This is a genomic window from Nocardia transvalensis NBRC 15921 (assembly GCF_000308875.1).
In the GTDB taxonomy this organism is placed as follows: domain Bacteria; phylum Actinomycetota; class Actinomycetes; order Mycobacteriales; family Mycobacteriaceae; genus Nocardia; species Nocardia transvalensis.
This window is the reverse complement of the sequence record NZ_BAGL01000067.1, coordinates 1-21,942: the sequence shown is the minus strand read 5'-3', so window position 1 is coordinate 21,942 and position 21,942 is coordinate 1. Positions and strand designations below refer to the sequence as shown.

Genomic DNA, 21,942 nt, shown 5'->3' with positions numbered 1-21,942 from the left:
GGGCGGGAAAACTACATGAGGTCCAACAAGAAAGGGAGTTCCTGGGTGGCGTACCAGGCCAACTGATGGTCCTCGGCGTCCCCGAGCACGAACTCGGCGTCCTCGTCGCCCAGGTCGGCGGCATCGACGACATCGACGGCCTTGGCCACCGCCGGCTCCGCCTCGGCGAGGTCGACGTGCACCGACGCGATCCGGTTGTAGGTGATCGGTGCGGACAGCCGGACCACGGCGTCGTCCAGATCGGGGCGCAGCGCGGCGCCGGTGACGTCGGCGGCGATCACCGCGCGCCGGTACACCGGGCCGGAATAGGGATTGTCGGGGTCGTCGGCATCGTCGCCGGCGTGCAGGGTCGCCGCCTCGCGCTCCTCGGCGAGCAGGCGCAGCGCGGCGCGGGCGGCCTCGCCCATCGCGACCTCGGCCAGTTCCTCGTCGTCGCCGGAGGCATAGGCCTCGCGCAGCGCCGGTGTCACCGCGAACGCGGTGTCGTTGATCGCGCGGATCTCCCGGTCGGCCACCAGCGCTCGCAGCATCGGAACGGTGGCGGGAACGTAGACGCGTAGCTTTCTGTCGCCGGGGGTATTGCCGGACTCACTGGACGCAGGCACCGAGCATCTCCTCCATGGATTCGTGCACCGCCGCGGACAGTACTCCGATATCGGCCATCGCATCGCGGTCGGCGTTGAGTCCGTAGAACACGCGCCCGTCGTAGGACGTGATCCCGATACTCGAGGCCTGGTTGCGCAGCAGCGGCGACACCGGATACATCTCCAGCATCCGCGCGCCGCCGATGTACATCGGTTGCTGCGGACCCGGCGCGTTGGTGATCACCAGATTGAACGTGTGCTCTGCGAACGTACTCGCCGCGCGCACGCTCATGGCGTGCAGGCTCGCCGGGGCGAATCCGGCCATGTGCACCAGCGTGCGGGCCCGCACGCCGCGCCGGTGCCGGGCGTTGGCCTCGGTGGCGTGGGCGATGTGCGACAGCCGCATCACCGGATTCGGCTCGCCCACCGGCAGATCGACGAGCATCGTCGAGACCTCGCTCGCGGGCTTGAGCCGGTCGCCGTCCGGGCCCTCGACGTAGACCGACATCGGCACCACCGCGCGCAGCACCGCCGATTCGGTCAGCATCTCCCCGCGCGATTGCAGGAAGATGCGCAGCGCGCCGGTCACGACGGCCAGGATCACGTCGTTGATCGAACAGTCCGACCGCTTGCGGATCTTGCGGTAGTCCTCCAGATCGGTCCGCACCACGTCGAAGCGGCGATTGCGGGAGGTGCGGGCGTTGAACGGGCTGTCGGGGCAGCCGATCGCGGCGCTGCGCACCAGCGAGACCGCCCGCTCCAGCGCCCGGCCGCCCGCGCCCACGATCGAGAAGGCGTTGCCGCCCGCGTGCCGCAGGACGTCGAGCGCCTCGCCGGGCTGTCCGGCCAGCTCCATCAGCGCCATCGCGAGCAGCTCCGCCTCGCCGGGCTCGCGCCGGGCGACCCACGCGTCGCGGGCGACCTCGCGCGGCGACGGTCCGGTGTCGAGGATCACGTGCCCGATCTCCAGCGCCGTGGTGCCGTCCACCAGCGCCGAATGGGTTTTGGTGAAGATCGCGCGCCGGCCGCCGGACAGCCCCTCGATCAGATACATCTCCCACAGCGGGCGGGTCTGCTCGAGCGGGCGCGACGCCAGGCGGGACACCAGATCGTGCAGCTGTTCGTCGCTGCCCGGAGCGGGCAGTGCCGCGCGCCGGACGTGATACGCGATATCGAAGTCGCCGTCCTCCACCCAGACCGGGCGGCCCAGCGCGAACGGGATCTCACGCACCTTGCGCCGGTAGTGCGGCACCAGCGGGAGCCGGGATTCGACCAGGTCGACCAGCCCGTCGTAGTCCAGCGGGGACCGTTCGGACTCGTCCTGCGCGGGGTCGCGCACGATCGCGAGGGAGCCGATGTGCATCGGATTGCTGCTCGACTCGAGCCGGTAGAACGACGCGTCCTGCGGCGTCAGTCTCGTGATCACGCTGCCCGGTGCTCCCTTCCGATACTCGCTCCATTGTGAGGTCACACAAACCCGTTCGGTCCGGCGTGTGGGACATTTCGCGATACCGGGGAAATCCTTCACGCACCGCGGCAGCCGTGGCATGCTGGTCCGATTCGTGTCAGGGGGAGTCGACTGCGAGGGGGAATTCGTGGGCAGCCAACGCCGGTCACTGTCGGTCGCGCCGAACTTCGAGCCACCATTGCGGAGCGCCGGTCATCCGGGCCGGGCCGCACTGCCCTGCCGTCACCGCGTGCCCGGACGCGCCGCGGCAGGCGCCCCGCATCGGGCACAGCGCCGCACACCACACGACGGACGCTCTACATCGTACGCTTCTCCGGCCGAAAACAATTCGGCGGCAATGCGATTCGCCGAGCGGTCGCTGCGGCTGGTGCTGGAGGTGCTGGACGGCCGCCGTCCGGCCGCCCACCTGCGGCCGTTGGCCGAGCCCACGGTCGTGGCGGCGGTCGAGACGCTGGCCCGAACCGCGGCGGCCGAACGGCGGCTGGGCCCGGCGCTGCTGGTCTCGGTGCGAGCCACGACGGTGGCGGCCGGAAGCGCCGAGGTCTTCGGCGGTTACGATCGCGGCAACCGGCGGTTCGCCGTCGCGGCCCGCATCGTGGCGCGCCGCGGCGACTGGCGGCTGGCCGCGCTGCGGCTGCGATGAGGTCGGCACCTACCATGGATGCCGCCGTACCATGGGCGTTGCCGCTCACGTAGCGCGCTAGACCACGACCCCGACCAGAGGACTGACGAGACCCGTGCCTGCGCTGACACTGACGAGGTTGCTACGGATTGGTGAGGGCCGCGTCGTCAAGCGGCTCGCGCGGCTGGCCGACGACGTGCTCGCCCTGGAGGACGAGTACGCCGACCTCTCCGACAGCCAGCTGCGGGCCAAGACGCGGGAGTTCCAGGAGCGCTACGCCGACGGCGAGACGCTGGACGAGATGCTGCTCGAGGCCTTCGCCGTCGCCCGCGAGGCGGCGTGGCGGGTGCTGAACCAGAAGCCCTACAAGGTGCAGGTGATGGGCGCCGCCGCCCTGCACATCGGCAATATCGCCGAGATGAAGACCGGTGAGGGCAAGACCCTGACCTCGGTGCTGGCCGCCTACCTCAACGCGCTGAGCGGCGACGGCGTGCACATCGTCACCACCAACGACTACCTCGCCAAGCGCGACGCCGAGTGGATGGGCCGCGTGCACCGCTTCCTCGGCCTCGAGGTCGGGTCGATCCTGTCGGGCATGAGCCCGGCCGAGCGTCGCGTCTCCTACAACGCCGACATCACCTACGGCACCAACAACGAGTTCGGCTTCGACTACCTGCGCGACAACATGACCCACTCGCTGGACGATCTGGTCCAGCGCGGGCACAACTTCGCCGTGGTCGACGAGGTCGACTCGATCCTGATCGACGAGGCCCGCACCCCGCTGATCATCTCCGGTCCGGCCGACGCCTCCTCGAAGTGGTACGCCGAGTTCGCGCGCATCGCGCCGCTGCTGAAGAAGGACGTCCACTACGAGGTGGACATCAAGAAGCGCACCATCGGCGTGCACGAGCAGGGCGTCGAATTCGTCGAGGACCAGCTCGGCATCGACAACCTGTACGAGGCCGCCAACTCGCCGCTGGTCAGCTACCTGAACAACGCCATCAAGGCCAAGGAGCTGTACACCCGCGACAAGGACTACATCGTCCGCAACGGCGAAGTGATCATCGTCGACGAGTTCACCGGCCGCATCCTGGTGGGCCGCCGCTACAACGAGGGCATGCACCAGGCCATCGAGGCCAAGGAGAAGGTGGAGATCCAGCCGGAGAACCAGACGCTGGCCACCATCACGCTCCAGAACTACTTCCGCCTCTACGACAAGTTGTCCGGTATGACCGGTACGGCCGAAACCGAAGCGGCCGAACTGCACTCGATCTACAACCTGGGTGTGGTGCCGATCCCGACCAACAAGCCGATGATCCGCGTCGACGAGTCGGACCTGATCTACAAGACCGAGGAGTCGAAGTTCGCCGCGGTCGCCGACGACATCGCCGAGCGGCATGAGCGGGATCAGCCGGTGCTGATCGGCACCACCTCGGTCGAGCGCTCGGAGTACCTGTCGAAGCTGCTGACCAAGCGCGGTATCCCGCACAACGTGCTCAACGCCAAGTTCCACGAGCAGGAAGCCCAGATCATCGCCGAGGCGGGCCGCCCGGGCGCGGTCACCGTGGCGACGAATATGGCCGGTCGCGGTACCGATATCGTGCTCGGCGGCAACCCGGACATCATCGCCGACTCGATGCTGCGCCGGGAGGGCCTGGACCCGGTCGAGACGCCGGACGAGTACGAGCGGCACTGGCTGCCCACCCTGGAGCGGGTGAAGCAGCAGGTCGAGGAGGACGCCGAGACGGTTCGCGCGGCCGGCGGCCTGTACGTGCTCGGCACCGAGCGGCACGAGTCGCGGCGTATCGACAACCAGCTACGCGGCCGCTCCGGTCGTCAGGGCGACCCGGGCGAGTCCCGTTTCTATCTGTCGCTGGGCGACGAGCTGATGCGGCGGTTCAACGGCGCCGCGCTGGAGTCGATCATGACCCGGCTCAACCTGCCCGACGACGTGCCGATCGAGGCCAAGATGGTCTCCCGCGCGATCAAGAGCGCGCAGACCCAGGTCGAGCAGCAGAACTTCGAGATCCGCAAGAACGTCCTGAAGTACGACGAGGTGATGAACCAGCAGCGCACGGTCATCTACGCCGAGCGTCAGCGCATCCTGTCCGGTGAGGACATGGAGGGCCAGGTCGAGAACATGATCACCGACGTGATCACGGCCTACGTCAACGGCGCGACCGCCGAGGGCTACGTCGAGGACTGGGATCTGGAGAAGCTGTGGACGGCGTTGAAGACGCTGTACGCGGTCGGCATCGACTACAAGGATCTCACCGGCGAGAACGAGTCCGGCGAGGTCGGTGACCTCACCCGCGAGGAACTGCTCGAGGCCGTCCTCGACGACGCCCACCACGCCTACGGCCTGCGCGAGAAGGAGATCGACGAGCTGGCGGGCGAGGGCAGCATGCGCAACCTGGAGCGCCAGGTCCTGCTGTCGGTCCTGGACCGCAAGTGGCGCGAGCACCTCTACGAGATGGACTACCTCAAGGAGGGCATCGGCCTGCGCGCCATGGCCCAGCGCGACCCGCTGGTCGAATACCAGCGCGAGGGCTTCGACATGTTCGCCGCCATGCTGGAGGGCCTGAAGGAGGAGTCGGTCGGCTTCCTGTTCAACCTCCAGGTCGAGGTCCAGCAGCCCCAGCAGCAGGCCGGCGTGGCCCCCGGCCTCCGCTCCCCGGTAGGCGCCGGCGCCCCCGCCGCCCCGGCCGAGGAGCCCGTCAACGGCTCCGGTGCCCCAGCCGCCTTGCGCGCCAAGGGAATCGACCAGCGCGACGTAGGCGGCCTCACCTACTCGGGCCCGGATGAGGGCGGCCACACGGCCCGCCACACCGACGCCGAGGAATACGGCGGCCACCCCGACGACGGCATGACCCGCCGCGAACGCCGCGAGGCCGCCCGCGACTCCCGCCACGGCGCCAAGCCCCCGAAGTCCAAGCGCCGCAGGTAGTTCCGCCACCAAGAAGCGCCCACCCCGGTGTCCCGGGGTGGGCGCTTTGTTATGCCTGCGGCTAGGTCAAGCCGGTCAATATGATTCGGTGTGCTATCCCGGAAGTGCTGACGCGCAGCGCTTTACAGCGCGGTGTACTCCGTCAAGTCGACGTCGATGTCGAATGGCACCGTCAGCTTCAAACGATCGTGGTGGATGCCGGTCGGCGCATAAGCCTTTGTGGCAGGGTCGAGTTCGTACACGTACACCACGACCCGGCTGTCCACGTTCTCCACTCGCCAGAAGTGCTGTATCCCGGCGCGTGCGTACAGTTGCGGCTTGCGTTCCCGGTCGCGGACGACCGAGTCCGGTGAGACGACTTCGACTGCCAGCACCACGTCGTCGGGTTGGAATGTCGTCTGTTCCGGACCGAGGACCGAGGATGCGTGGACGACCATCAGATCCGGTTCCGGCCGTTGCCGGCGGTCGAGAGTCACCGTCATCTCACGTCGTACGCGTAAGGTGCCCGGAGCGAACCGACGCAGACCAGCGACCAAGAGGTCGATGACGAGAGCGTGGAAGTTCATCTGCGGGCTCACGAAGACGAGGCTCCCGTCGATCAGTTCGGTGTGCGGCGGCAGATCGGGCAGCCGGTCGAGATCTTCTGCGGTGAACCCGCCGGGCGGAGGCACCAGCCATCCCGGCAGCGGCTCGGGAGCCGGAGGCATCGGGTCGGCGGTCATCAGTTCCTCGTTCCACGCTGTCGCGGTCGGATTCGCTCGAGTCAACGTTCCAGGTCACCAGTATTGCACTGCAACGTTCACTGCCATCGGAACAGGTCGGGACGAGCCAGCTCGCTCCACAGTACTGTTCCGCCAGCCGTGGTGTGCTGTCCGGAGCGGACGCTGATCCGGAGCACGTGGTCGCTTGTCAAGGGACCGGCCTCGGCGATGAACTCGGCGTTCTCGGGGGAGTTGGACCGGACGGTACGCGGCCTTCGACCGCGCTGACGAAGCTTCAGAGATGTCGCGGGTGGCGCATTCGGCGTCGACGAGCACGTCACCCCACAGCCATTTGTGCAGAGTATTGCGGACGACATACTCGCCACCGGAATCGCGTTCGGCTGCGCGGACAGGTCGATGCTGTCGCCTCCGGAGCCGCGCAGGGTGCCCGGCGGCGGCAAGCTGCGGGAGCTGCCGACGAACGTGGTGATGTGCGTGGCGATTCGGTTGAGTTGCCCTGCGATGAAAGCTGCGCAGGCGAGAAATCAGGCAACCGCCGTCGGCGCAGGGCGATCTCTCGCGCCAAATCGCCGTAGGCCAAAGACAACTCGGCCAATCGATGCCACGCACTGTGGAGAGCCCACTCGGAGCTGCTGCCGAGCAGCGTCGCATACGCGGTGACTGAGTACTGTGCCAGCCGGTCGATCAGTCCTCGTTCAGCAAGGATTCCAACAGCTGCGTCGAGGTTCGACTCACCGACAGTGCCGTCTGCGTCCGTGACAGCAAATCCGTGTGCGGATAGTTCGGTTGACGCGTGTCGGGGGCCGCGGAGTTGGTGGTTGGCGGGTGTTACCTGTCGGCTGGTGCGTATCGCAGTTCGAGGATTCCGGAGGGGAAGGCTGTGCTTTTGACCAGGCGCAATCTCACGGCCTGGTCCAGTTCGGGGAACAGTGGTGCGCCTTTGCCGGTGGCGGCGGGCAGGACCCACAGTCGGTACTCGTCGACGACGTCGAGCTTGATCAGGGAATGCATGAACTCGGTGCCGCCGGCGGCGACGAGGTCCTTGCCCGGCTCGGCCTTGAGCCTGGCGATCTCTTCGGCGGTATCGCCGCTCGCGATTCGGGTTTCGGGCCAGTTGTCGGCGGACTTCAGGGTGCGGGAGAACACGACCTTGGGGATCTCGTTCATGGCCTTGGCGGACGGATGGTCGGCGGTGGGCCAGTATCCGGCCATGATCTCGTAGGTGTTGCGGCCCATCAGGAAGGCCCCGGCCTCCCACAGTTGGTCGACGAAGTACTTCTCCTGCTCGGGGTCGTCGATGCTCATCATGACGTCGCGGATTCCGTTGTCGCCGTCGGCGCTCTTGCCGTCCAGCGAGACGTAGAATCCCAGAATCAACTTTCGCATGTCAGTGTCTCTCAGTGTGTTTCCGACATCGGCGGGCTAGTTTCCGGAGAGCTTCGCGACGATCGGTGCGAAGTTGTCGGCCTGGCCGGCGCCGAAGATGAAGTAGGAGAAGCCTATTTCCTCGCGTCGGCGCTGGATTTCCTCCGCGGCGGCCGCCGGGTCGGCCGGGAGTACGGACAGGGCGTCCGCAGCGTGGAGTGCGGCGATATCGATGTCAGGGGGCGCCATATGGGCTGCGGCGGAGTCGCCGACGACCGAGATGGCAAGTGCCAGTTCGACATCGCCGCGCGCGCGGACGTCGTATGCCAGCTGGGTGACCTCGGCGCGGGGCTGAGGTCCCACCGCGAAGGTGACCGTGTCGGCGATATCGGCGGCCAGGGCGCGGGCTTTCGGGCCGAGCACCGCCATCGCCACAGGCGTGTGGTGGTCGGGGCCGTCGAGTTCCCTCAGCTTTTCGACGGTTTCGCGTATCGTGGCGAGGCGTTCGCTCGGGGATGTGACGGGCAGTCCCTTGTCGCGGAGTTCGTCTTCGATTCCGGGTCTGCCGGTGCCGATGCCCATTTCGAAGCGGCCGTCGGTCAACAGTGACAGGGAGTGCGCTTCCCAGGCCGTCATCCATGACGGGCGGAACGGGGAGGCGTATACCCACGTGCCCACGCGCAGGTCGGTCGTGGCCGCGATGGTGGCCAGCATGGGGGCTGGTGCCGGTTGAGTGAGCGGGAAGTCGGGTACCAGCAGTGTCGAATAGCCGTTGTCGGCGATGCGGCGCGCGTGGTCTCGCCATGGCGGCAAGTCGGTCATGAGCGGGGCGACGACCCCGAATCGAAACGGTCTGGTCATATCGGACTCCTGTGTATCGGTCTGTTCAGACGTACAGACGGCGAGTCCACCCGAAATTCGTCGGCGCCGACACATGGCTTTCGGGTGGATTACGCGGTCGATTACCGCAGCAGGGCGGCTTACGGCACCTGAAGTTCGACCGTCGCCGGCGGCAGGTGGGGCCGGTCGGTGGAGGCGGTGAAGGACACGCGGCCCGACCCGGTCGTGGCGCTCACGAGCACCGGCCGGTTCGCGTTGGTCGCCGTTCCCGTGTCGGCCACCGGCACCGGGACCGTGCCCTCAGCGCCGGTGTCGAGGTTGCGCCACTGCACGATCACCGTGACGCCGCACTGATTTCCGAACGTGGGCGTCCACCTCGTGAAGGTCACCCAGAACTGCGTGGCGCCGGGTTGGGCGTCATCGGCGGACCCGCTCACCCAGCCCCGCCCGTAGCAGATATCGCCGAGCGTGTGGATATCACCGAGATCGGCGCGGGGCCCCGCGGCGACGGCGGCGGGCGCGACCGTCGCGATCACGCCACCCACCGCGGCGACGGCGAGCGCACTCCGCAACACGAACTGCCTTTTCCGCATCTGGTATTTCCTCCCGGAATTCGTGGATTCGACGAGATATTCGGCACCTACATTGGCTCCGTAGGTACATCGCCCACATCGGTACAGCTACCGAAATCCGGATTTGTCCGATTCAATCCTGTGATTGCGCGTGGTCGGCCTCTGCGGGCTTCGGGGTGCTGACTCGTTGGGTGTCGTGGGTGTCGAGGAGGTGGAGGCCCTCGCGGACTGCGGCTTCGGGGTCGAGGGAGTGGGACCACCAGGTGGCGGAGCGGACGGGGAGGCCGCGGGTGCGGTATTTGTTCATGATCGTGATGTGGTCGGGGAGGGTCATGAAGGTGTTCAGGCCTCGCGGGTCGGTCCAGATCGAGAGGGAGCCGACTTGGGCGTGGTGGGCGGGGCGGATGTAGGTCGTGACGCCGATGGCCTCGTCGATGCGCACGAGTTGGTCGGACAGTGCTCGGCTCGCGCGCCAGATCTGCGGGAGGTCCGTCAGCCGGGTGGGTGTGAACTGGGTGAGGCTGAACATGTACGGGCCGGCGGAGGAGGCCGCGGTGCCGTCCATCCACGGTGTGGTGACGGTGAGGTCGCGGAGGGCGGCCCAAGGGGTCTGTCGCACAGGCATTGTCGAGGTTCTTCCCGAGTGTCGAATTCGTGGTCGGGGCCCAGTCTGTGCCTGCCGGGGTTGATTCTGAAGACCGGAATGTCACATACTCGGAGTATGCTGTCGAGGCGGGACGAGAACGCGGCCGATACGCGGCGCGCGCTGGTCGAGGGTGCGGCGAAGCTGTTCGCGGCCAACGGGTTCGAGAACACCTCGACCGATCAGATCGCCGCGGCCGCCCGCGTCACCAAGGGCGCGGTGTATCACCATTTCGCGAACAAGCGGGCGCTGTTCCAGGCCGCCCTGGAGCTGGTCGACGAGCAGACCGTCGCGGCGATCGCCGCGAGTTCCCGGTCGGCGACGACGCCGTGGGAGGCGGTCGTCGCCGGTCTGAATGCCTTTCTCGATCGCTGTCTGGACCCCGCCTACCAGCAGATCTGTTTCCGGGACGGCCCTACGGCGCTCGGATTCGTGCAGTGGTGGGAACACGGCGAACGACACGTCGAGGGTGCGCTCGAGGCGGCATTGACGGCGCTGCGCGAGGACGGGTCGATCATCACCGCCGACGCCACCGCCCTCTCACACGTGCTGTACGGATCGCTGTCCGCGGCCGCCCTGGCGATCACCCGCGCCGAGGACAAGCAGACGGCGCGGGAATCGATGGGCCGCATCCTGTTCGAATTGCTCGAAGGCCGACGACCCGATGTCGAAAAGCGTTACGTAGCAAGCTGATTACAAGAAAGATGGAGCCTTACGACCAGGCGACGTCGTCGACGGCGAGCCATGGGGCGGTGGCGAGGGCGGTGGGTGTGAGGCCGGTGAAGCTCCGGGTGGCCCGGGTCAGGTGGGATTGGTCGGCGTAGCCGGTCGCGGCCGAGACCTCGGCGGGGCTGTGGCCGTGGGCCAGCCGATGGGCGGCACGGTCGAAGCGGACGAGTTGCGAGGCTCGCTTGGGGGTGATGCCGAGCTGTGTACGGAATCGGGACCACAGGCGCTTGCGGGTCCAGCCGGTTTCGGCGGCGAGGTGGTCGACGCGAATTCCGCCTCGGCTCAGCATGATTCGGCGCCAGGCGTAGGCGACCTCCGGATCGACCCGCCGGCCCGCCTCGTACCGCCGGGCGAGCAGGGTGTGGACGATCGCGAACCGCTCGTCCCAGGACGTGGTGGCGTGCAGGCGTTCCTGGAGCCGGACGGCATCGCGTCCCCACAGCCGGTCCAGGGTGACCACGGCGCCGCCCAGCTCCGAGGCGGCGCCCAGGACCGCGTGCGCGACCACCGGCGACAGCCGTATCTGCAAGGCGTCGGTCTCCCGCGCACCCGCCCGGACGCCGACCGGTGCCAGGCCGACGACGACGTTCCCGCGCCGCTGTTCGCCGTCCGCGGCGTCGACGAGCATCGCGTCACCGGAATCGATGAGCAGCGTCAACGCCGGATACGGAACCATCTGGAGATCGAATATGCTCTCCGTCCGGCCGCGGAATCCGGCCATCCTGACCCCGGCCATACCGCCTCGCCGGGCCGGGACCGCGACGTCCACCACGGCTCCGGCGACACGAACCGGTTCGACGGGCATACCGCCATGGTAATGACGAAACGCCCGCTCCGATCGGGAGCGGGCGCTGTCGGGCCGGGTGCTAGCGCTGGGAGGCGGAGCCTACGAGCGACATGTACTCGGCCTTGCTGCCCTCCGCGATCGGGCGGTAGGGGAGCTGGATCCGCAGGCCCTCGACGTCGGGGTGACGCCGGGCCGTGGCGCGCGCGGTGGCCGTGCGCGGCTGCGCGGTGATGCGCGGCTTGCGGGTGCGAGCGGTGGTGCGAGCCGGTGCGGTGAGCACGGGCTCGGCCGCCTGGGGAGCGGGCTCCGGAACGGCCTGCTGTGCGAGGACGGCGGGCTGCTCGGCGTCCGACTGTTCGACGACGCGCTTCGGCAGGGCGGCGGCCACGGCGATCAGGACCGCGCCGAGGGCCGTGACGCCACCCAGCAGGGCCGCGAATCCGAGCCCCGCGCTGGCGACCTCGTGTGCGGCCGGCTTATTGCCCGAGAACAGGTTGCGCAGCCCGCTGCCGCTCGACGACTCCTCGGCGAGGGTCTTGAACTCGGGCGCCTTGGCATTGAGGTACAGCAGGGTGCAGAACACCGAGAGAGCCAGTGCCGCACTGGATCCCATGACGAACTTGGCCAGAGACGCACCGCGGTCGCACAGGTAGATCAGCGCCGCGAAGACCGTCGTGACGGCCAGGGCCGCGGTGAGAACGCCCCAGCTGCCATTGATGTGCAGCGGCTCGAAGCCCTCGGCCGCCCGCGGGTCGTTGAACGACGAGGTGACGCCCTCCATCCGCCCGAAGGCATCGGAGGTGACCCGGCCCTTCGGGCCCTCGGCGGTCAGCCAGGGGTGGAAGAGCAGGGAGAACGTGGTCAGGCTCAGTGCCGCCGAACACAGGAAACCCCAGTTCACGCGCGGGTCACTGGGTGGGACCGCGAGATCGTATGGCTGCCGCCCGGTCTCGGGGCGGTCGTGCCGGACTTGGTTGGTGTGCCGTGGGTTTGGCTGAACCATTGGTTGCGGGCCTGAAGCTTTCTATCTTTTCTCGAGCCGGAGTGTGAGCGGGGGTCTCCCGTTTCAGCTCCGGTCGAATTTATTTGAAACCAAATGTAGTAATGGGCGACATCGACCATCGGTTAACGACCGTAGAACCATGCAGTTCGCCGGTCAACCGCCATCGCGTGCGCCTCCGGAGAGCTGGGTCACAAACGCATTAGCGAAATGTCTCCGACTCAGAATTTCTACTTGCGAGTAGGGCTGTCCGATTCGTCTCTCCAGTGGGGTTTTGCGGAAGGGGGCCGGTCCGGGGCCCGGCGGCGCCGATTCGCCCGCGAACATGCCCTCTGGTCTGTTATGTGATGCGACTAACATCGCTGGTCTGAGACGCGCGTCACGATTATCGGGGCTGTGTCCGGTACCTGGCTGGCCACGCCGCCGTGGGCACGCCGCCGGGCTCGCGGATGTTGCGCGATCGACGTGTTTCCGGGGCGTTACTCATAGCGGACCTCGAGGCGGGCGTGCCGACGGCTCTCCGGCGACGGCATCATGTCGCGGCCGGGGTAATCACATGGGTCGACTCACGAATTGCGCAGCGAATTACTTCGAAAAGAAAATAGATACGGCAATTCTGTGGCGCGCGACTCATTGTTCGCCGTTTTCGTCCGCCCGCATCCTCGATGTGCTCCGGAAAATGGGCGGTGCGACCGCTCTCGAAGCGCCCCTCGCGCGTGCGCCTTGTAGCATCCCGCCGCAACTACCCATTATCCCCAGCGCCGGGAAGTATCCCCACTTGTGGATTCCGGCCGCGCCGTGCATTGTCGTCGAGGCGCGAGACCTCTTGCGGGACAGGAGGAAGGGGAAGTGATGGGCTCGGAGACAGGCCGATCACCGAAATGGGCACTGGACCCGGACGTCGTACAGCGCGCACTGGCGCCCGCGACGCGCAAGCCGCGCAGCTGGCTACTGAGCCGCCTGGGGATCGTGGTCGCTATCGCACTGGCCGCCGCGGGCGTCGTCGTCGGCGCGATCATCACGATGGCCTCCGCCGAGATGGATCCGGTGGCGGGTAACCCCGTGCCCGCGGTCGCCGCTCCCGTCACCACCTCCGCTCCCGCCGCCACACCCACGCCCACACCCGCACCCCCGCCACCGGTGCCCGCCTGCGCCCCCGAGCGGTCGGGCGGCCTGACGGTCGGCAACGGACCCGGCGACACCGCCAGCGGCGCCGCGGCGATCCTCGGCTTCGAATACGCCTACTACACCGAGCGCAACGGCGGGCACGCACAGGATTTCGTGGCGCGCGACACGGTCAACATCTCCTCCGCCGACCATCTCCAGCGCGCGATCGACGCCGAGATCCCGGTCGGCACAACGCATTGCGTCCACATCGTCGAACGCGCACCGGACCAGTTCGACGTCGACGTCGAGGAGCGCCGCCCGGCCGGCGAGGTCATCGTCTACCGCCAGCACATGTCGATCGTCGTGCGTGACGGGCGGCAGGTGATCTACGAGATCTCCGATCGCCCCTAACCGTTGCCGACCACCCACGGATCGTTCGAATTGAGCGCGACCAGCAGCAGCCGGATGGCGGCCACGCGGCGCTGCTTGCCGGGCAGGTCGTCCAGCGCGCACTCCGGATCGGCGGGCGGGCCCAGATGGGTACAGCCGCGCGGGCAGTCCTCGATGGCGTCGGCGAGGTCGGCGAACGCCTGGATGACATCGTCGGGGGTGATGTGCGCCAGGCCGAACGAGCGGATTCCGGGCGTATCGATGACCCAGCCGCCGCCGGGCAGCGGTAACGCCACCGACTGCGTGGAGGTGTGCCGTCCCTTGCCGACTCCCGACACCGCGCCCACGGCCCGTTCCGCTTCCGGCACAAGGCGATTCACGAGAGTGGATTTTCCGACGCCGGAATGGCCGAGCAGGCAGCTGAGCTGATCGCGCAGCAGCGCGTCGATCGCGTCCAGCGGATCGTCGCGGCCGCCGAAGACGATGGTGAGGTCGAGATCGGCGAACTCCGCGGCGAATTCGGATTCGGCCGCCAGATCGTGCTTGGTCAGGCACAGGATCGGTCGCAGCCCGCCCGCGTAGGCCGCGACCATGGCGCGCTCCACGAATCCGGTGCGCGGCGGCGGGTCGGCGAGCGCCACCACGATGACCAGCTGTCCGGCATTGGCCACCACCACCCGCTCGAACGGATCGGTGTCGTCGGCGGTGCGGCGCAGGACCGTCGTGCGCTCGGCCACCCGCACGATCCGGGCGAGGGTGTCGGGCCGGCCGGTCAGATCGCCCACCACGTCGACGCGGTCGCCCACCACGATCGGGGTGCGGCCCAGCTCCCGGGCGCGCATCGCCACGATCGGCCGTTCCGGATCGCCGTCGAGGACGCAGCTCCACCGGCCCCGGTCGACGGCGGTCACCATGGCCGGTACCGCGTCGCGGTGTTCCGGACGGGTCTTGGTGCGAGGACGCGAACTCTTGCCCGGGCGCACCCGGACATCCGACTCGTCGTACTCGCGGCGTCTCAGTGCGCCGCCCCCGCCGCCTCGGCGTCCACGTGGCCGTCGGCGAGCATGGCGTTCCAGAGTTCCACGAAGTTCGGCAGCGTCTTGGCCGTCGTGCCGATGTCCTCGATCTCCACGCCCGGCACCCGCAGTCCGAGGATGGCGCCCGCGGTGGCCATGCGGTGGTCGGCGTAGGAGTGCCAGGGCCCGCCCTGCAACGGGGTGGGCTCGATCTGGAGTCCGTCCTCGGTCTCGGAGACCTTGCCGCCGAGCCGGTTGATCTCGGTGGACAGGGCCGCGAGCCGGTCGGTCTCGTGCCCGCGCAGGTGCGCGATGCCGCGCAGCCGCGACGGAGAATCGGCCAGCGCCGCCAGCGCGGCGACGGTCGGGGTCAGCTCGCCGACGTCGTGCAGGTCGATATCGATGCCGGCGAGACGGTCCGGTCCGCGCACGACGAGCTTGCCGTCGGAGCGGCGGGCCTCGGCGCCCATGCGCACCAGGATCTCCCTGATGACGTCGCCCGGCTGGGTGGTCAGCGACGGCCAGTGCGGGACGGTCACCTCGCCGCCGGTCACCGCGGCCGCCGCGAGGAACGGGGTGGCGTTGGACAGGTCGGGCTCGACATCCCAGTCCACCGCATGGATCGGGCCGGGCTCGACCGTCCAGACCTGTTCGCCGCGTGGGCTACTCGGCGCCTGCACGCGCACGTCCGCCTGCTCCAGCATCTGCACCGTCATCGCGATGTGGGGCAGGGACGGCAACGGGGCGCCCTCGTGCCGGACGGTCACGCCCTCGTCGAAGCGGGCCGCCGACAGCAGCAGGCCCGAGACGAACTGCGAGGATCCCGACGCGTCGATGGTCACCGCGCCGCCGCGCAGCGAACCCGAGCCGTGTACGACGAACGGCAGCGAATCGCCCTCGATCTCGACCCCGAGCTGCCGGACGGCGTCGAGGATGGTGCTCAGCGGGCGCAGCCGGGCCTGTTCGTCGCCGAAGAACGCCACATTGCCGTAGGCCAGCGCCGCCACGGGCGGCAGGAACCGCATGACGGTGCCCGCCAGCCCGCAGTCCACGGTGGCGTTGTGCAGGGATTCCGCGGGCGTGACGGCCAACGTGTCGGCGTCACCGGTGATCTCGGTGCCCATGGCGCGCAGGGCCCCGATCATCAGCTCGGTGTCGCGGCTGCGCAGCGCACCGGTGATCGTCGAGGGCCGGTCCGCGAGCGCGGCCAGGATCAATGCCCGGTTGGTGATCGACTTCGACCCGGGCAGGGTCACGGTCGCCTGCACGGCGTGGGCGGTATGGGGCGCGGGCCAGAAACTCACACCCCCATCTTCGCTCATGGGAGGCGCCGGTAGCCGCTCGGTCATGACCTTGTTCCGTGTCGATTTCGGAATCCGAGTTCCGACCAGGGGAAATGCGGCGGCTCCGGCACCCGGGCTACTTGTTCCGCCCGTGCAGCAGCGGGACGACCCTGCGCAGCAGTTTCATCGTCCGTTCGGTGCGGGAGTAGCTGAGCAGCGCCATTCCGGGAATCGCGAAGCGCTGCACCGCGATCGAGTGCGGCGCGGTGAACTCCAGCATGCCGGGCGCGCCGTGGATGCGGCCGATACCGGAGTCGCGGCCGCCGCCGAAGGGCAGCGCGGAGATGGCCGCGAAGCCCAGGACGGAGTTGACCGACGTGGCGCCGGCCTTGATGCGGCGGGCGATCTCGAGCCCCTGCTTGCGGGAGAAGACCGTCGACCCCAGCGAGTAGGTGGAGTCGTTCGCGAGCCGGACGGCCTCGTCGATGTTCTGTACGGTGCGGATGGTGACGGTCGGGCCGAAGGTCTCCTCGCGCACCGCCGCGGAGTTCTCGTCCACGTCGACCAGCACCACGGGTTCGATGTAGGGGCCCTTGACGGATTCGGGCCCGCCCAGCACGGCCGTGCCGCCGTTCTTCAGCGCGTCCTCGATGTGGCGGCGCACGATATCGATCTGGCTCGGCATGGTCATCGGGCCGTAGCTGGCCTTGCTGTCCGAGCCCGGGTGCACGTTCGACAGGATCTTCTTGACCTCGTCGACGAACTGGTCCCGGATCGAGGCGTCCACGTACACGCGCTCGACGCCGGCGCAGGTCTGCCCGCTGTTCATGGTCGCGCCGTAGGCGACCGCGTCGGCGGCGGCCTTGATATCGGCGTCGGCGGCGACGATCACGGCGTCCTTGCCGCCGCATTCCAGCAGGACCGGGGTGAGCTTGTCGGCGGCGGCCGCCATGATCTTCTTGCCGGTGGCCGCCGAACCGGTGAAGGCGATCTTGTCGATATCGGACCGCACCAGCGCGGCGCCGGTCGCGCCATAGCCGTTGATGGTGGTGAACACGCCATCGGGCAGGTCCGGATTGGCCTCGGAGAACGCCCGCGCGACGAAATTGCCGATGCTGGTGGAGTATTCGCTCGGCTTGTACACCACGGTGTTACCCGCGGCCAGCGCGTAGGCGATCGAGCCGTTGGGCGTGTAGACCGGGTAGTTCCACGGCCCGATCACGCCGATGACGCCCAGCGGGCGCTGCTCGATGTAGGCGCCGAAGTTGGACATCAGCGCGCCGGGGGAGACCTTCTTGGTCTTCAGGACCTTCTCCGCGTTCTTGGCCGCCCAGGAGATGTGCTCGAGCGCCAGCAGCAGCTCGAGGAAGGCGTCGTCCTTGGGCTTGCCGTTCTCCGCGTGGATCAGATCGCACAGTTCGTCGGACTTCTCGACCAGCCGGCTGGCCCAGCGCAACAGGTGGCGCTTGCGGTCGTCGTAGGTCAGTGCACCCCAGGTCGCGGCGGCGGTACGGGCTCTGTCGACGGCCGCGTGTACCTCCTGCTCGTCGGCGATCCGGTGGCTGGCGATGACCTCGCCCGTGGCCGGATCGACCGAGGTCAACGTGGTCTCGGCGAGTGACTCGGTGGTGGACATGATTCGGCGACCCCTAGTGAGAGAGTTACGGCTCGAAGTTCTCATACCCTAGATGTGATGTCAACCGCCTTCAGTTGGATTTTCGGCCATGTTTCGTGGCATTCGGCCACGCGGCCGACGTCCGAGAGCCGAACTTCGTCGGCGGCTGGTGGCTGCGGAGCCGGAATTCGTCGGTGGGCGGTGGCAGCATGGGAACCATGTGCGGCAGATATGCGACAACCGCGAATCCGGCCCGGCTGGCGGCCGAGCTCGACGCCGTCGACGAGACGGGCGATCCGCCCGATCTCGACCGCGCCAACTACAACGTGGCGCCCACCAACCAGGTGCTCACCGTGGTCGAGCGGCACGACCGCGACCATCAGGACGACGAGGCTAAGCTGCGGATCCGGCGCATGCGCTGGGGCCTGATCCCGGTGTGGACCAAGGCCGCCGAGCCCGGCGTCCCGGCCAAGGGCAAACCGCTGTTCAACGCCCGCGCTGACCGTGCCGAGACCGCCCCCTCCTTCCGCGACGCCACCAAGCGCCGCCGCTGCCTGGTGCCGATGGACGGCTGGTACGAGTGGCTGGTCGAGAGCGCGCCGGGCGAGGGCGCGAAGAAGGGCAAAGCCGTCAAGCAGCCTTTCTACATGTCCTACGCCGACGGCTCCCGGCTCTACATGGCCGGCCTGTGGTCCACCTGGCGCGACCGGGAGGTGGAGGATATGGACCCGATTCTGTCCTGCACGATCCTGACCACCGACGCGGTCGGCGACCTCGCCCGCATCCACGACCGCATGCCGCTGGTGCTGCCCCGCGAGCACTGGGACGCCTGGCTGGACCCCGACCACCCGGCCCCGCACGAGCTGCTGGAAACGCCTGGGCCGGAACGGGTGTCGGATATCGTGGCGCGGCCGGTGTCGTCGCTGGTCAACAGCGTCCGCAACAACGGGCCGGAACTGCTGGCCGCCGCGCCGGGCGCGCCCGCGGCGGGTGCGGATACACAACAGGCCGGGCAGATCAGTCTGATCTGAACCCCGGCCTGCCGGTCGCCCGCGTCTGTCCTGTGTCGCGTGGTCGCCCGCCAACCCCAGCGGGCGGCCCGTCATCCGGGCGTTCCTACCGCGATGTGTGCTACTCGCACTTCACCGTCGGCGTGGCGATATTGAGTCCGCACTTGATGATGTATTCGCCGAGATCGAGAAGTTTGCCCGTCGCGCTTCCGCCCAGCTTCTCGGTCTTCTCCGGAACCTTGTCGAGCCGCTTCTCCGGAGACTGCTGGTTCGGCACGCCCGGGCTGTTGCCGAGCGGGAAGTTGGGGTCCGGCGCCGCCCCGGCGGGGGCGACGGTCAGCACACCCGAACCCACGACGAGGATCGCGCCGCAGGCGACGACCATGGAGCGCACACGCTGCCGGTGGGACATTTCCGCATCACATCCTCACGGTCGAACGAATCTGGCCGTGACAAGTAATGCACAGATACGGGTGTGGTTTATGTGGTTTATGTGATTTACACCCGTGAGCCCGGCGTGTCCGGCTGCGTCAGCAGGGCCGGGCGGGCCGTCTCGTAGTCGTCGACGAACCGGCGCAGCAGGACGGCGAGTTGTTCGCGGTCGCCCTGATCCCAGTCCGCCACGATGTGCTCGAGCATCTCCATCCGGCGTCGGCGCAGCTGGCCGGCCAGTTCGCGGCCGGCGTCGGTGACGACCAGCACGCTGGCCCGCCCGTCGTCGGGATCGGCGCGGCGCTCGATCAATTCGCGCTTCACCAGCCCGGCCACCTGGCGGCTGATCGTGGAGGCATCCGAGAACATGGCCTCCGCCAGCGCGCCGGACCGCATCGGGCCGTCGGCGAGCAGCCGGAAGATGATGCTGTAGGCGGAGATCTCGATCTCACCTCCGGAAGCGGCCGCGACCTGCGCATTGGTGCGTTCGCGAATGCGGCCCAGCCGGATCAGCTGCTGGCCGATCACGTCGATCACCTCGTCACTGTCCACGCGACGGTCACCTCCCTCAACGGTTACATTCTTGTCCAACAGCCGCTCAGGCGAGCACCGAGGCGGTCACGGCCGAGGTCAGCCGGATCAGATCGGCCGGCGCCAGCTCGATCTCCAGCCCGCGTTTTCCGGCGCTGCACAGGATCCGGTCCCAGCGCAGCGCGGAGTCGTCCAGCACCGTGGGCAGCGCCCGCTTCTGCCCGAGCGGCGAGATGCCGCCCAGTACATAGCCGGTGGTTCGCTCGGCCTTCGCACGGTCGGCCATCGCGGCCTTCGGCGCGCCCAACGCGGCCGCGGCGGCCTTGAGCGACAGCGTCCGCGGCACCGGCAGGACGGCCACCGCCAGGCCGCCCGTCGACAGCTCGATGACCAGCGTCTTGAAGATCTGCTCGGCCACCACGCCCAGATCGGCCGCGAGCGCGTCGACCGCCTCGGCGCCGTAGGAGTCGCTGCGCGGATCGTGCGCGTAGGAATGCACGCGATGTGCGGCTTTCGCCTGGGTCAGCGCGCGGATCGCCGGGGTCGAAGCACCTGCCATGCCGATCAACAGTAGGGGTGAGCTGTCACGGCCGGGAACACAGTGGGCGTCGGCCATGTTGCACGCGGTACGCCGCCCGTCCAGGGAGGACCCGGACGAGGCGCACAACCCATCGAATGCGAAGGAGACTGCGGTGACCGTGCTGGTCGACGAACGCCCGGTGATCGCCGGATGGTCCTCGTCGTCCGCCCCGATCGACGCCGTGACGCCCGACACCGGGTTCCCGGCGCCCACCCCGCTCGCGGTAGATTCAACAGCTACGGCGATCGAAGGGATGGGCGTGACGAGCGACGACACCGCGCGCGAGCGCGAGGAAGCCGAGCACACGGGAATCGGGGAGCCCGCCGATCCGGCGATCGACGACCCCGAAGACGAGACGGCTGACGGTCAGCCCGGAGTTGCCCGCAGCACCGCCAGCGATGCCGAGCTGGCGCGGCGGTTCGAGCGTGATGCGCTCCCGCTGCTGGACCAGCTCTACGGCGCGGCCCTGCGCATGACCCGCAACCCGGCCGACGCCGAGGACCTGGTGCAGGAGACCTTCGCCAAGGCCTACCAGGGCTTCCGGTCGTTCCGCGAGGGCACCAACCTCCGTGCCTGGCTGTACCGGATCCTGACCAACACCTACATCAACTCCTACCGCAAGAAGCAGCGCCAGCCCGCGCAGTATCCGACCGACGAGATCACCGACTGGCAGCTGGCGTCCACCGCCGAGCACACCTCCACCGGTCTGCGGTCCGCGGAGATGGAGGCGCTCGAGGCGCTACCCGACGACGACATCAAGGCGGCACTGCAGTCGCTACCGGAGGAATTCCGGATGGCGGTGTACTACGCCGATGTGGAGGGCTTCCCCTACAAGGAGATTGCCGACATCATGGGGACTCCGATCGGCACGGTCATGTCCCGCCTGCACCGCGGCCGCAAGCAGCTCAAGGGCCTGCTGGCCGATGTCGCGCACGAGCGGGGATTCGATCGGGACCGGACGGGAAATGCTCGGCAGGAGGTCAACCAGTGAGTGACGACTTGGAACTGGATTGCACGGCGGTCCTTGCCGACGTCTGGCTCATGCTCGACGGGGAGTGCGACGACGCCACCCGCGAGCGGTTGCAGCACCACATGGACCACTGCTCGCCGTGTATCGAGGCGTACGGCCTGGAGGAGAAGCTGAAGCGCCTGCTCAGCACCAAGTGCGGTGGTGACCGCGCCCCGGAGTCGCTGCGCGAGCGGCTGACCCTGGAGATCCGTAAATCCGTCACCATCACCGAGACGCGCATCGAGACCGGCGAGGTCTGACCCGCCGGCGACAAGCGTAGACACGACGAGAGCGGCACCCGTTCCTGATCGGAATGGTGTGCCGCTCTTCGTTTTTCGGTGCTACGGCCGTGCCGTGCGCACGACTCAGGCGTTGGGCCTTTTGCCGTGGTTGGCGGCGTTCTTCTTGCGGCCGCGCTTCTTGCGTCCTCGCTTACCCATCCGTATCTCCCTTCTGGCCCCGGGCCGGGGGTGAACCCGCCTGGATGCGCGTTATCAGCGTTCCAGGCTACAGGCAGCGTCGCCGCGCTCCGCGAGCGGACCACCGGCCTTCCGCAGCCGCTCCGACAGCGCACGGCAGCGCGCACCGAGTTCCGGCGGATCGAGGACCTCGAAGTCGTGCCCCAGCAGGACCATGTGCAGCAGGACGGCGTCGAGATTGTCCGCACCGGCGAGCACCTCGCAGCGCCCG

At 68.3% G+C, this 21,942-nt stretch carries 24 protein-coding genes and 1 pseudogene; 8 read left to right on the top strand and 17 right to left on the bottom strand.

Features of this window, described 5'->3' with window-relative positions:
• Positions 1 to 11: 11 nt before the first annotated feature.
• Positions 12 to 530 (bottom strand): DUF6912 family protein, encoded by a 519-nt coding sequence (locus ON41_RS24930; RefSeq protein ID WP_040750194.1) that lies wholly within the window; start codon positions 528 to 530, stop codon positions 12 to 14.
• Positions 531 to 588: 58 nt separating this feature from the next.
• Positions 589 to 2,010 (bottom strand): WS/DGAT/MGAT family O-acyltransferase, encoded by a 1,422-nt coding sequence (locus ON41_RS24925; RefSeq protein ID WP_040750193.1) that lies wholly within the window; start codon positions 2,008 to 2,010, stop codon positions 589 to 591.
• Positions 2,011 to 2,389: 379 nt separating this feature from the next.
• Here ON41_RS24925 and ON41_RS24920 point away from each other — a divergent pair, with 379 nt between their 5' ends.
• On the top strand, positions 2,390 to 2,695 hold the full coding sequence (locus tag ON41_RS24920) for an Rv3235 family protein (RefSeq protein ID WP_051162415.1): 306 nt from the start codon (positions 2,390 to 2,392) through the stop codon (positions 2,693 to 2,695).
• A 94-nt stretch (positions 2,696 to 2,789) separates the two neighbouring features.
• Entirely contained in the window at positions 2,790 to 5,621 is a 2,832-nt protein-coding gene (gene secA / locus ON41_RS24915) for a preprotein translocase subunit SecA (RefSeq protein WP_040750192.1), read from the top strand.
• A 122-nt stretch (positions 5,622 to 5,743) separates the two neighbouring features.
• On the opposite strand, the gene ON41_RS24910 is transcribed toward secA, so the two are convergent.
• The gene (locus tag ON41_RS24910) at positions 5,744 to 6,343 is read right to left on the bottom strand and encodes a Uma2 family endonuclease (RefSeq protein ID WP_218003554.1); all 600 of its coding nucleotides are present in this window, start codon (positions 6,341 to 6,343) and stop codon (positions 5,744 to 5,746) included.
• A gap of 667 nt (positions 6,344 to 7,010) precedes the next feature.
• Here ON41_RS24910 and ON41_RS43875 point away from each other — a divergent pair.
• Positions 7,011 to 7,124 (top strand): DUF397 domain-containing protein, encoded by a 114-nt coding sequence (locus ON41_RS43875; protein ID WP_083905621.1) that lies wholly within the window; start codon positions 7,011 to 7,013, stop codon positions 7,122 to 7,124.
• A 47-nt stretch (positions 7,125 to 7,171) separates the two neighbouring features.
• Here the strand turns inward: ON41_RS43875 and ON41_RS24905 are convergent, their stop codons facing one another.
• From ON41_RS24905 to ON41_RS24890, 4 genes are all read right to left on the bottom strand, one after another.
• Positions 7,172 to 7,729, bottom strand: a complete 558-nt coding sequence (locus ON41_RS24905; RefSeq protein ID WP_040750191.1) for a dihydrofolate reductase family protein — start codon at positions 7,727 to 7,729, stop codon at positions 7,172 to 7,174.
• A 36-nt stretch (positions 7,730 to 7,765) separates the two neighbouring features.
• On the bottom strand, positions 7,766 to 8,569 hold the full coding sequence (locus tag ON41_RS24900) for an LLM class flavin-dependent oxidoreductase (protein WP_040750190.1): 804 nt from the start codon (positions 8,567 to 8,569) through the stop codon (positions 7,766 to 7,768).
• 119 nt (positions 8,570 to 8,688) lie between these two features.
• Positions 8,689 to 9,141 carry a hypothetical protein gene (locus ON41_RS39325; protein WP_051162413.1) on the bottom strand — a complete coding sequence of 151 codons (453 nt, stop codon included), beginning with the start codon at positions 9,139 to 9,141 and terminating at the stop codon, positions 8,689 to 8,691.
• Positions 9,142 to 9,253: 112 nt separating this feature from the next.
• Positions 9,254 to 9,745 carry a hypothetical protein gene (locus ON41_RS24890; protein WP_157185613.1) on the bottom strand — a complete coding sequence of 164 codons (492 nt, stop codon included), beginning with the start codon at positions 9,743 to 9,745 and terminating at the stop codon, positions 9,254 to 9,256.
• A 96-nt stretch (positions 9,746 to 9,841) separates the two neighbouring features.
• Here ON41_RS24890 and ON41_RS24885 point away from each other — a divergent pair, with 96 nt between their 5' ends.
• Complete coding sequence (locus ON41_RS24885; protein WP_040750188.1) at positions 9,842 to 10,456, top strand: TetR/AcrR family transcriptional regulator; 615 nt, start codon at positions 9,842 to 9,844, stop codon at positions 10,454 to 10,456.
• Positions 10,457 to 10,475: 19 nt separating this feature from the next.
• Here the strand turns inward: ON41_RS24885 and ON41_RS24880 are convergent, their stop codons facing one another.
• Both ON41_RS24880 and ON41_RS24875 read right to left on the bottom strand, forming a co-directional pair.
• Positions 10,476 to 11,297 carry a helix-turn-helix domain-containing protein gene (locus ON41_RS24880; protein WP_040750187.1) on the bottom strand — a complete coding sequence of 274 codons (822 nt, stop codon included), beginning with the start codon at positions 11,295 to 11,297 and terminating at the stop codon, positions 10,476 to 10,478.
• A 61-nt stretch (positions 11,298 to 11,358) separates the two neighbouring features.
• Positions 11,359 to 12,180, bottom strand: coding sequence for a hypothetical protein (locus tag ON41_RS24875; protein ID WP_040750186.1), 822 nt, complete (start codon positions 12,178 to 12,180; stop codon positions 11,359 to 11,361).
• Positions 12,181 to 13,131: 951 nt separating this feature from the next.
• Here ON41_RS24875 and ON41_RS39320 point away from each other — a divergent pair.
• On the top strand, positions 13,132 to 13,797 hold the full coding sequence (locus tag ON41_RS39320; protein ID WP_051162411.1) for a DUF8176 domain-containing protein: 666 nt from the start codon (positions 13,132 to 13,134) through the stop codon (positions 13,795 to 13,797).
• On the opposite strand, the gene rsgA is transcribed toward ON41_RS39320, so the two are convergent.
• The 3 genes from rsgA to ON41_RS24855 form a co-directional block, all read right to left on the bottom strand.
• The gene (gene rsgA / locus ON41_RS24865) at positions 13,794 to 14,795 is read right to left on the bottom strand and encodes a ribosome small subunit-dependent GTPase A (RefSeq protein ID WP_040750185.1); all 1,002 of its coding nucleotides are present in this window, start codon (positions 14,793 to 14,795) and stop codon (positions 13,794 to 13,796) included. The genes ON41_RS39320 and rsgA overlap by 4 nt on opposite strands.
• Positions 14,792 to 16,114: a 3-phosphoshikimate 1-carboxyvinyltransferase gene (gene aroA, locus ON41_RS24860; protein WP_040750226.1), complete on the bottom strand. Its 1,323-nt coding sequence runs from the start codon at positions 16,112 to 16,114 to the stop codon at positions 14,792 to 14,794. Before aroA ends, rsgA begins: the two co-directional genes overlap by 4 nt.
• Before the next feature lie 97 nt (positions 16,115 to 16,211).
• Positions 16,212 to 17,711 (bottom strand): aldehyde dehydrogenase family protein, encoded by a 1,500-nt coding sequence (locus ON41_RS24855; RefSeq protein ID WP_040750183.1) that lies wholly within the window; start codon positions 17,709 to 17,711, stop codon positions 16,212 to 16,214.
• A gap of 197 nt (positions 17,712 to 17,908) precedes the next feature.
• Here ON41_RS24855 and ON41_RS24850 point away from each other — a divergent pair, with 197 nt between their 5' ends.
• A complete protein-coding gene (locus ON41_RS24850) occupies positions 17,909 to 18,721 on the top strand; it encodes an SOS response-associated peptidase (RefSeq protein WP_040750225.1) in 813 nt (270 codons plus the stop codon).
• 100 nt (positions 18,722 to 18,821) lie between these two features.
• Here the strand turns inward: ON41_RS24850 and ON41_RS24845 are convergent, their stop codons facing one another.
• The 3 genes from ON41_RS24845 to ybaK form a co-directional block, all read right to left on the bottom strand.
• Complete coding sequence (locus ON41_RS24845; RefSeq protein ID WP_040750182.1) at positions 18,822 to 19,112, bottom strand: hypothetical protein; 291 nt, start codon at positions 19,110 to 19,112, stop codon at positions 18,822 to 18,824.
• Positions 19,113 to 19,198: 86 nt separating this feature from the next.
• A complete protein-coding gene (locus ON41_RS24840) occupies positions 19,199 to 19,684 on the bottom strand; it encodes a MarR family winged helix-turn-helix transcriptional regulator (RefSeq protein ID WP_040750181.1) in 486 nt (161 codons plus the stop codon).
• Positions 19,685 to 19,730: 46 nt separating this feature from the next.
• Entirely contained in the window at positions 19,731 to 20,222 is a 492-nt protein-coding gene (gene ybaK, locus ON41_RS24835) for a Cys-tRNA(Pro) deacylase (RefSeq protein ID WP_040750224.1), read from the bottom strand.
• A gap of 274 nt (positions 20,223 to 20,496) precedes the next feature.
• Between ybaK and ON41_RS24830 the strand changes: the two genes are divergently transcribed.
• Together ON41_RS24830 and rsrA are read left to right on the top strand one after the other, a co-directional pair.
• Entirely contained in the window at positions 20,497 to 21,234 is a 738-nt protein-coding gene (locus ON41_RS24830; protein ID WP_085995794.1) for a sigma-70 family RNA polymerase sigma factor, read from the top strand.
• Positions 21,231 to 21,512 carry a mycothiol system anti-sigma-R factor gene (rsrA, locus tag ON41_RS24825; protein WP_040750180.1) on the top strand — a complete coding sequence of 94 codons (282 nt, stop codon included), beginning with the start codon at positions 21,231 to 21,233 and terminating at the stop codon, positions 21,510 to 21,512. The genes ON41_RS24830 and rsrA overlap by 4 nt, the downstream gene beginning before the upstream one ends.
• A gap of 105 nt (positions 21,513 to 21,617) precedes the next feature.
• Here rsrA and ON41_RS43870 read toward each other — a convergent pair whose 3' ends face one another.
• Both ON41_RS43870 and ON41_RS24820 read right to left on the bottom strand, forming a co-directional pair.
• A complete protein-coding gene (locus tag ON41_RS43870) occupies positions 21,618 to 21,692 on the bottom strand; it encodes a 50S ribosomal protein bL37 (RefSeq protein WP_153805149.1) in 75 nt (24 codons plus the stop codon).
• Between the two features lie 54 nt (positions 21,693 to 21,746).
• Positions 21,747 to 21,942: pseudogene (locus ON41_RS24820) on the bottom strand (hypothetical protein); the annotation flags it as partial.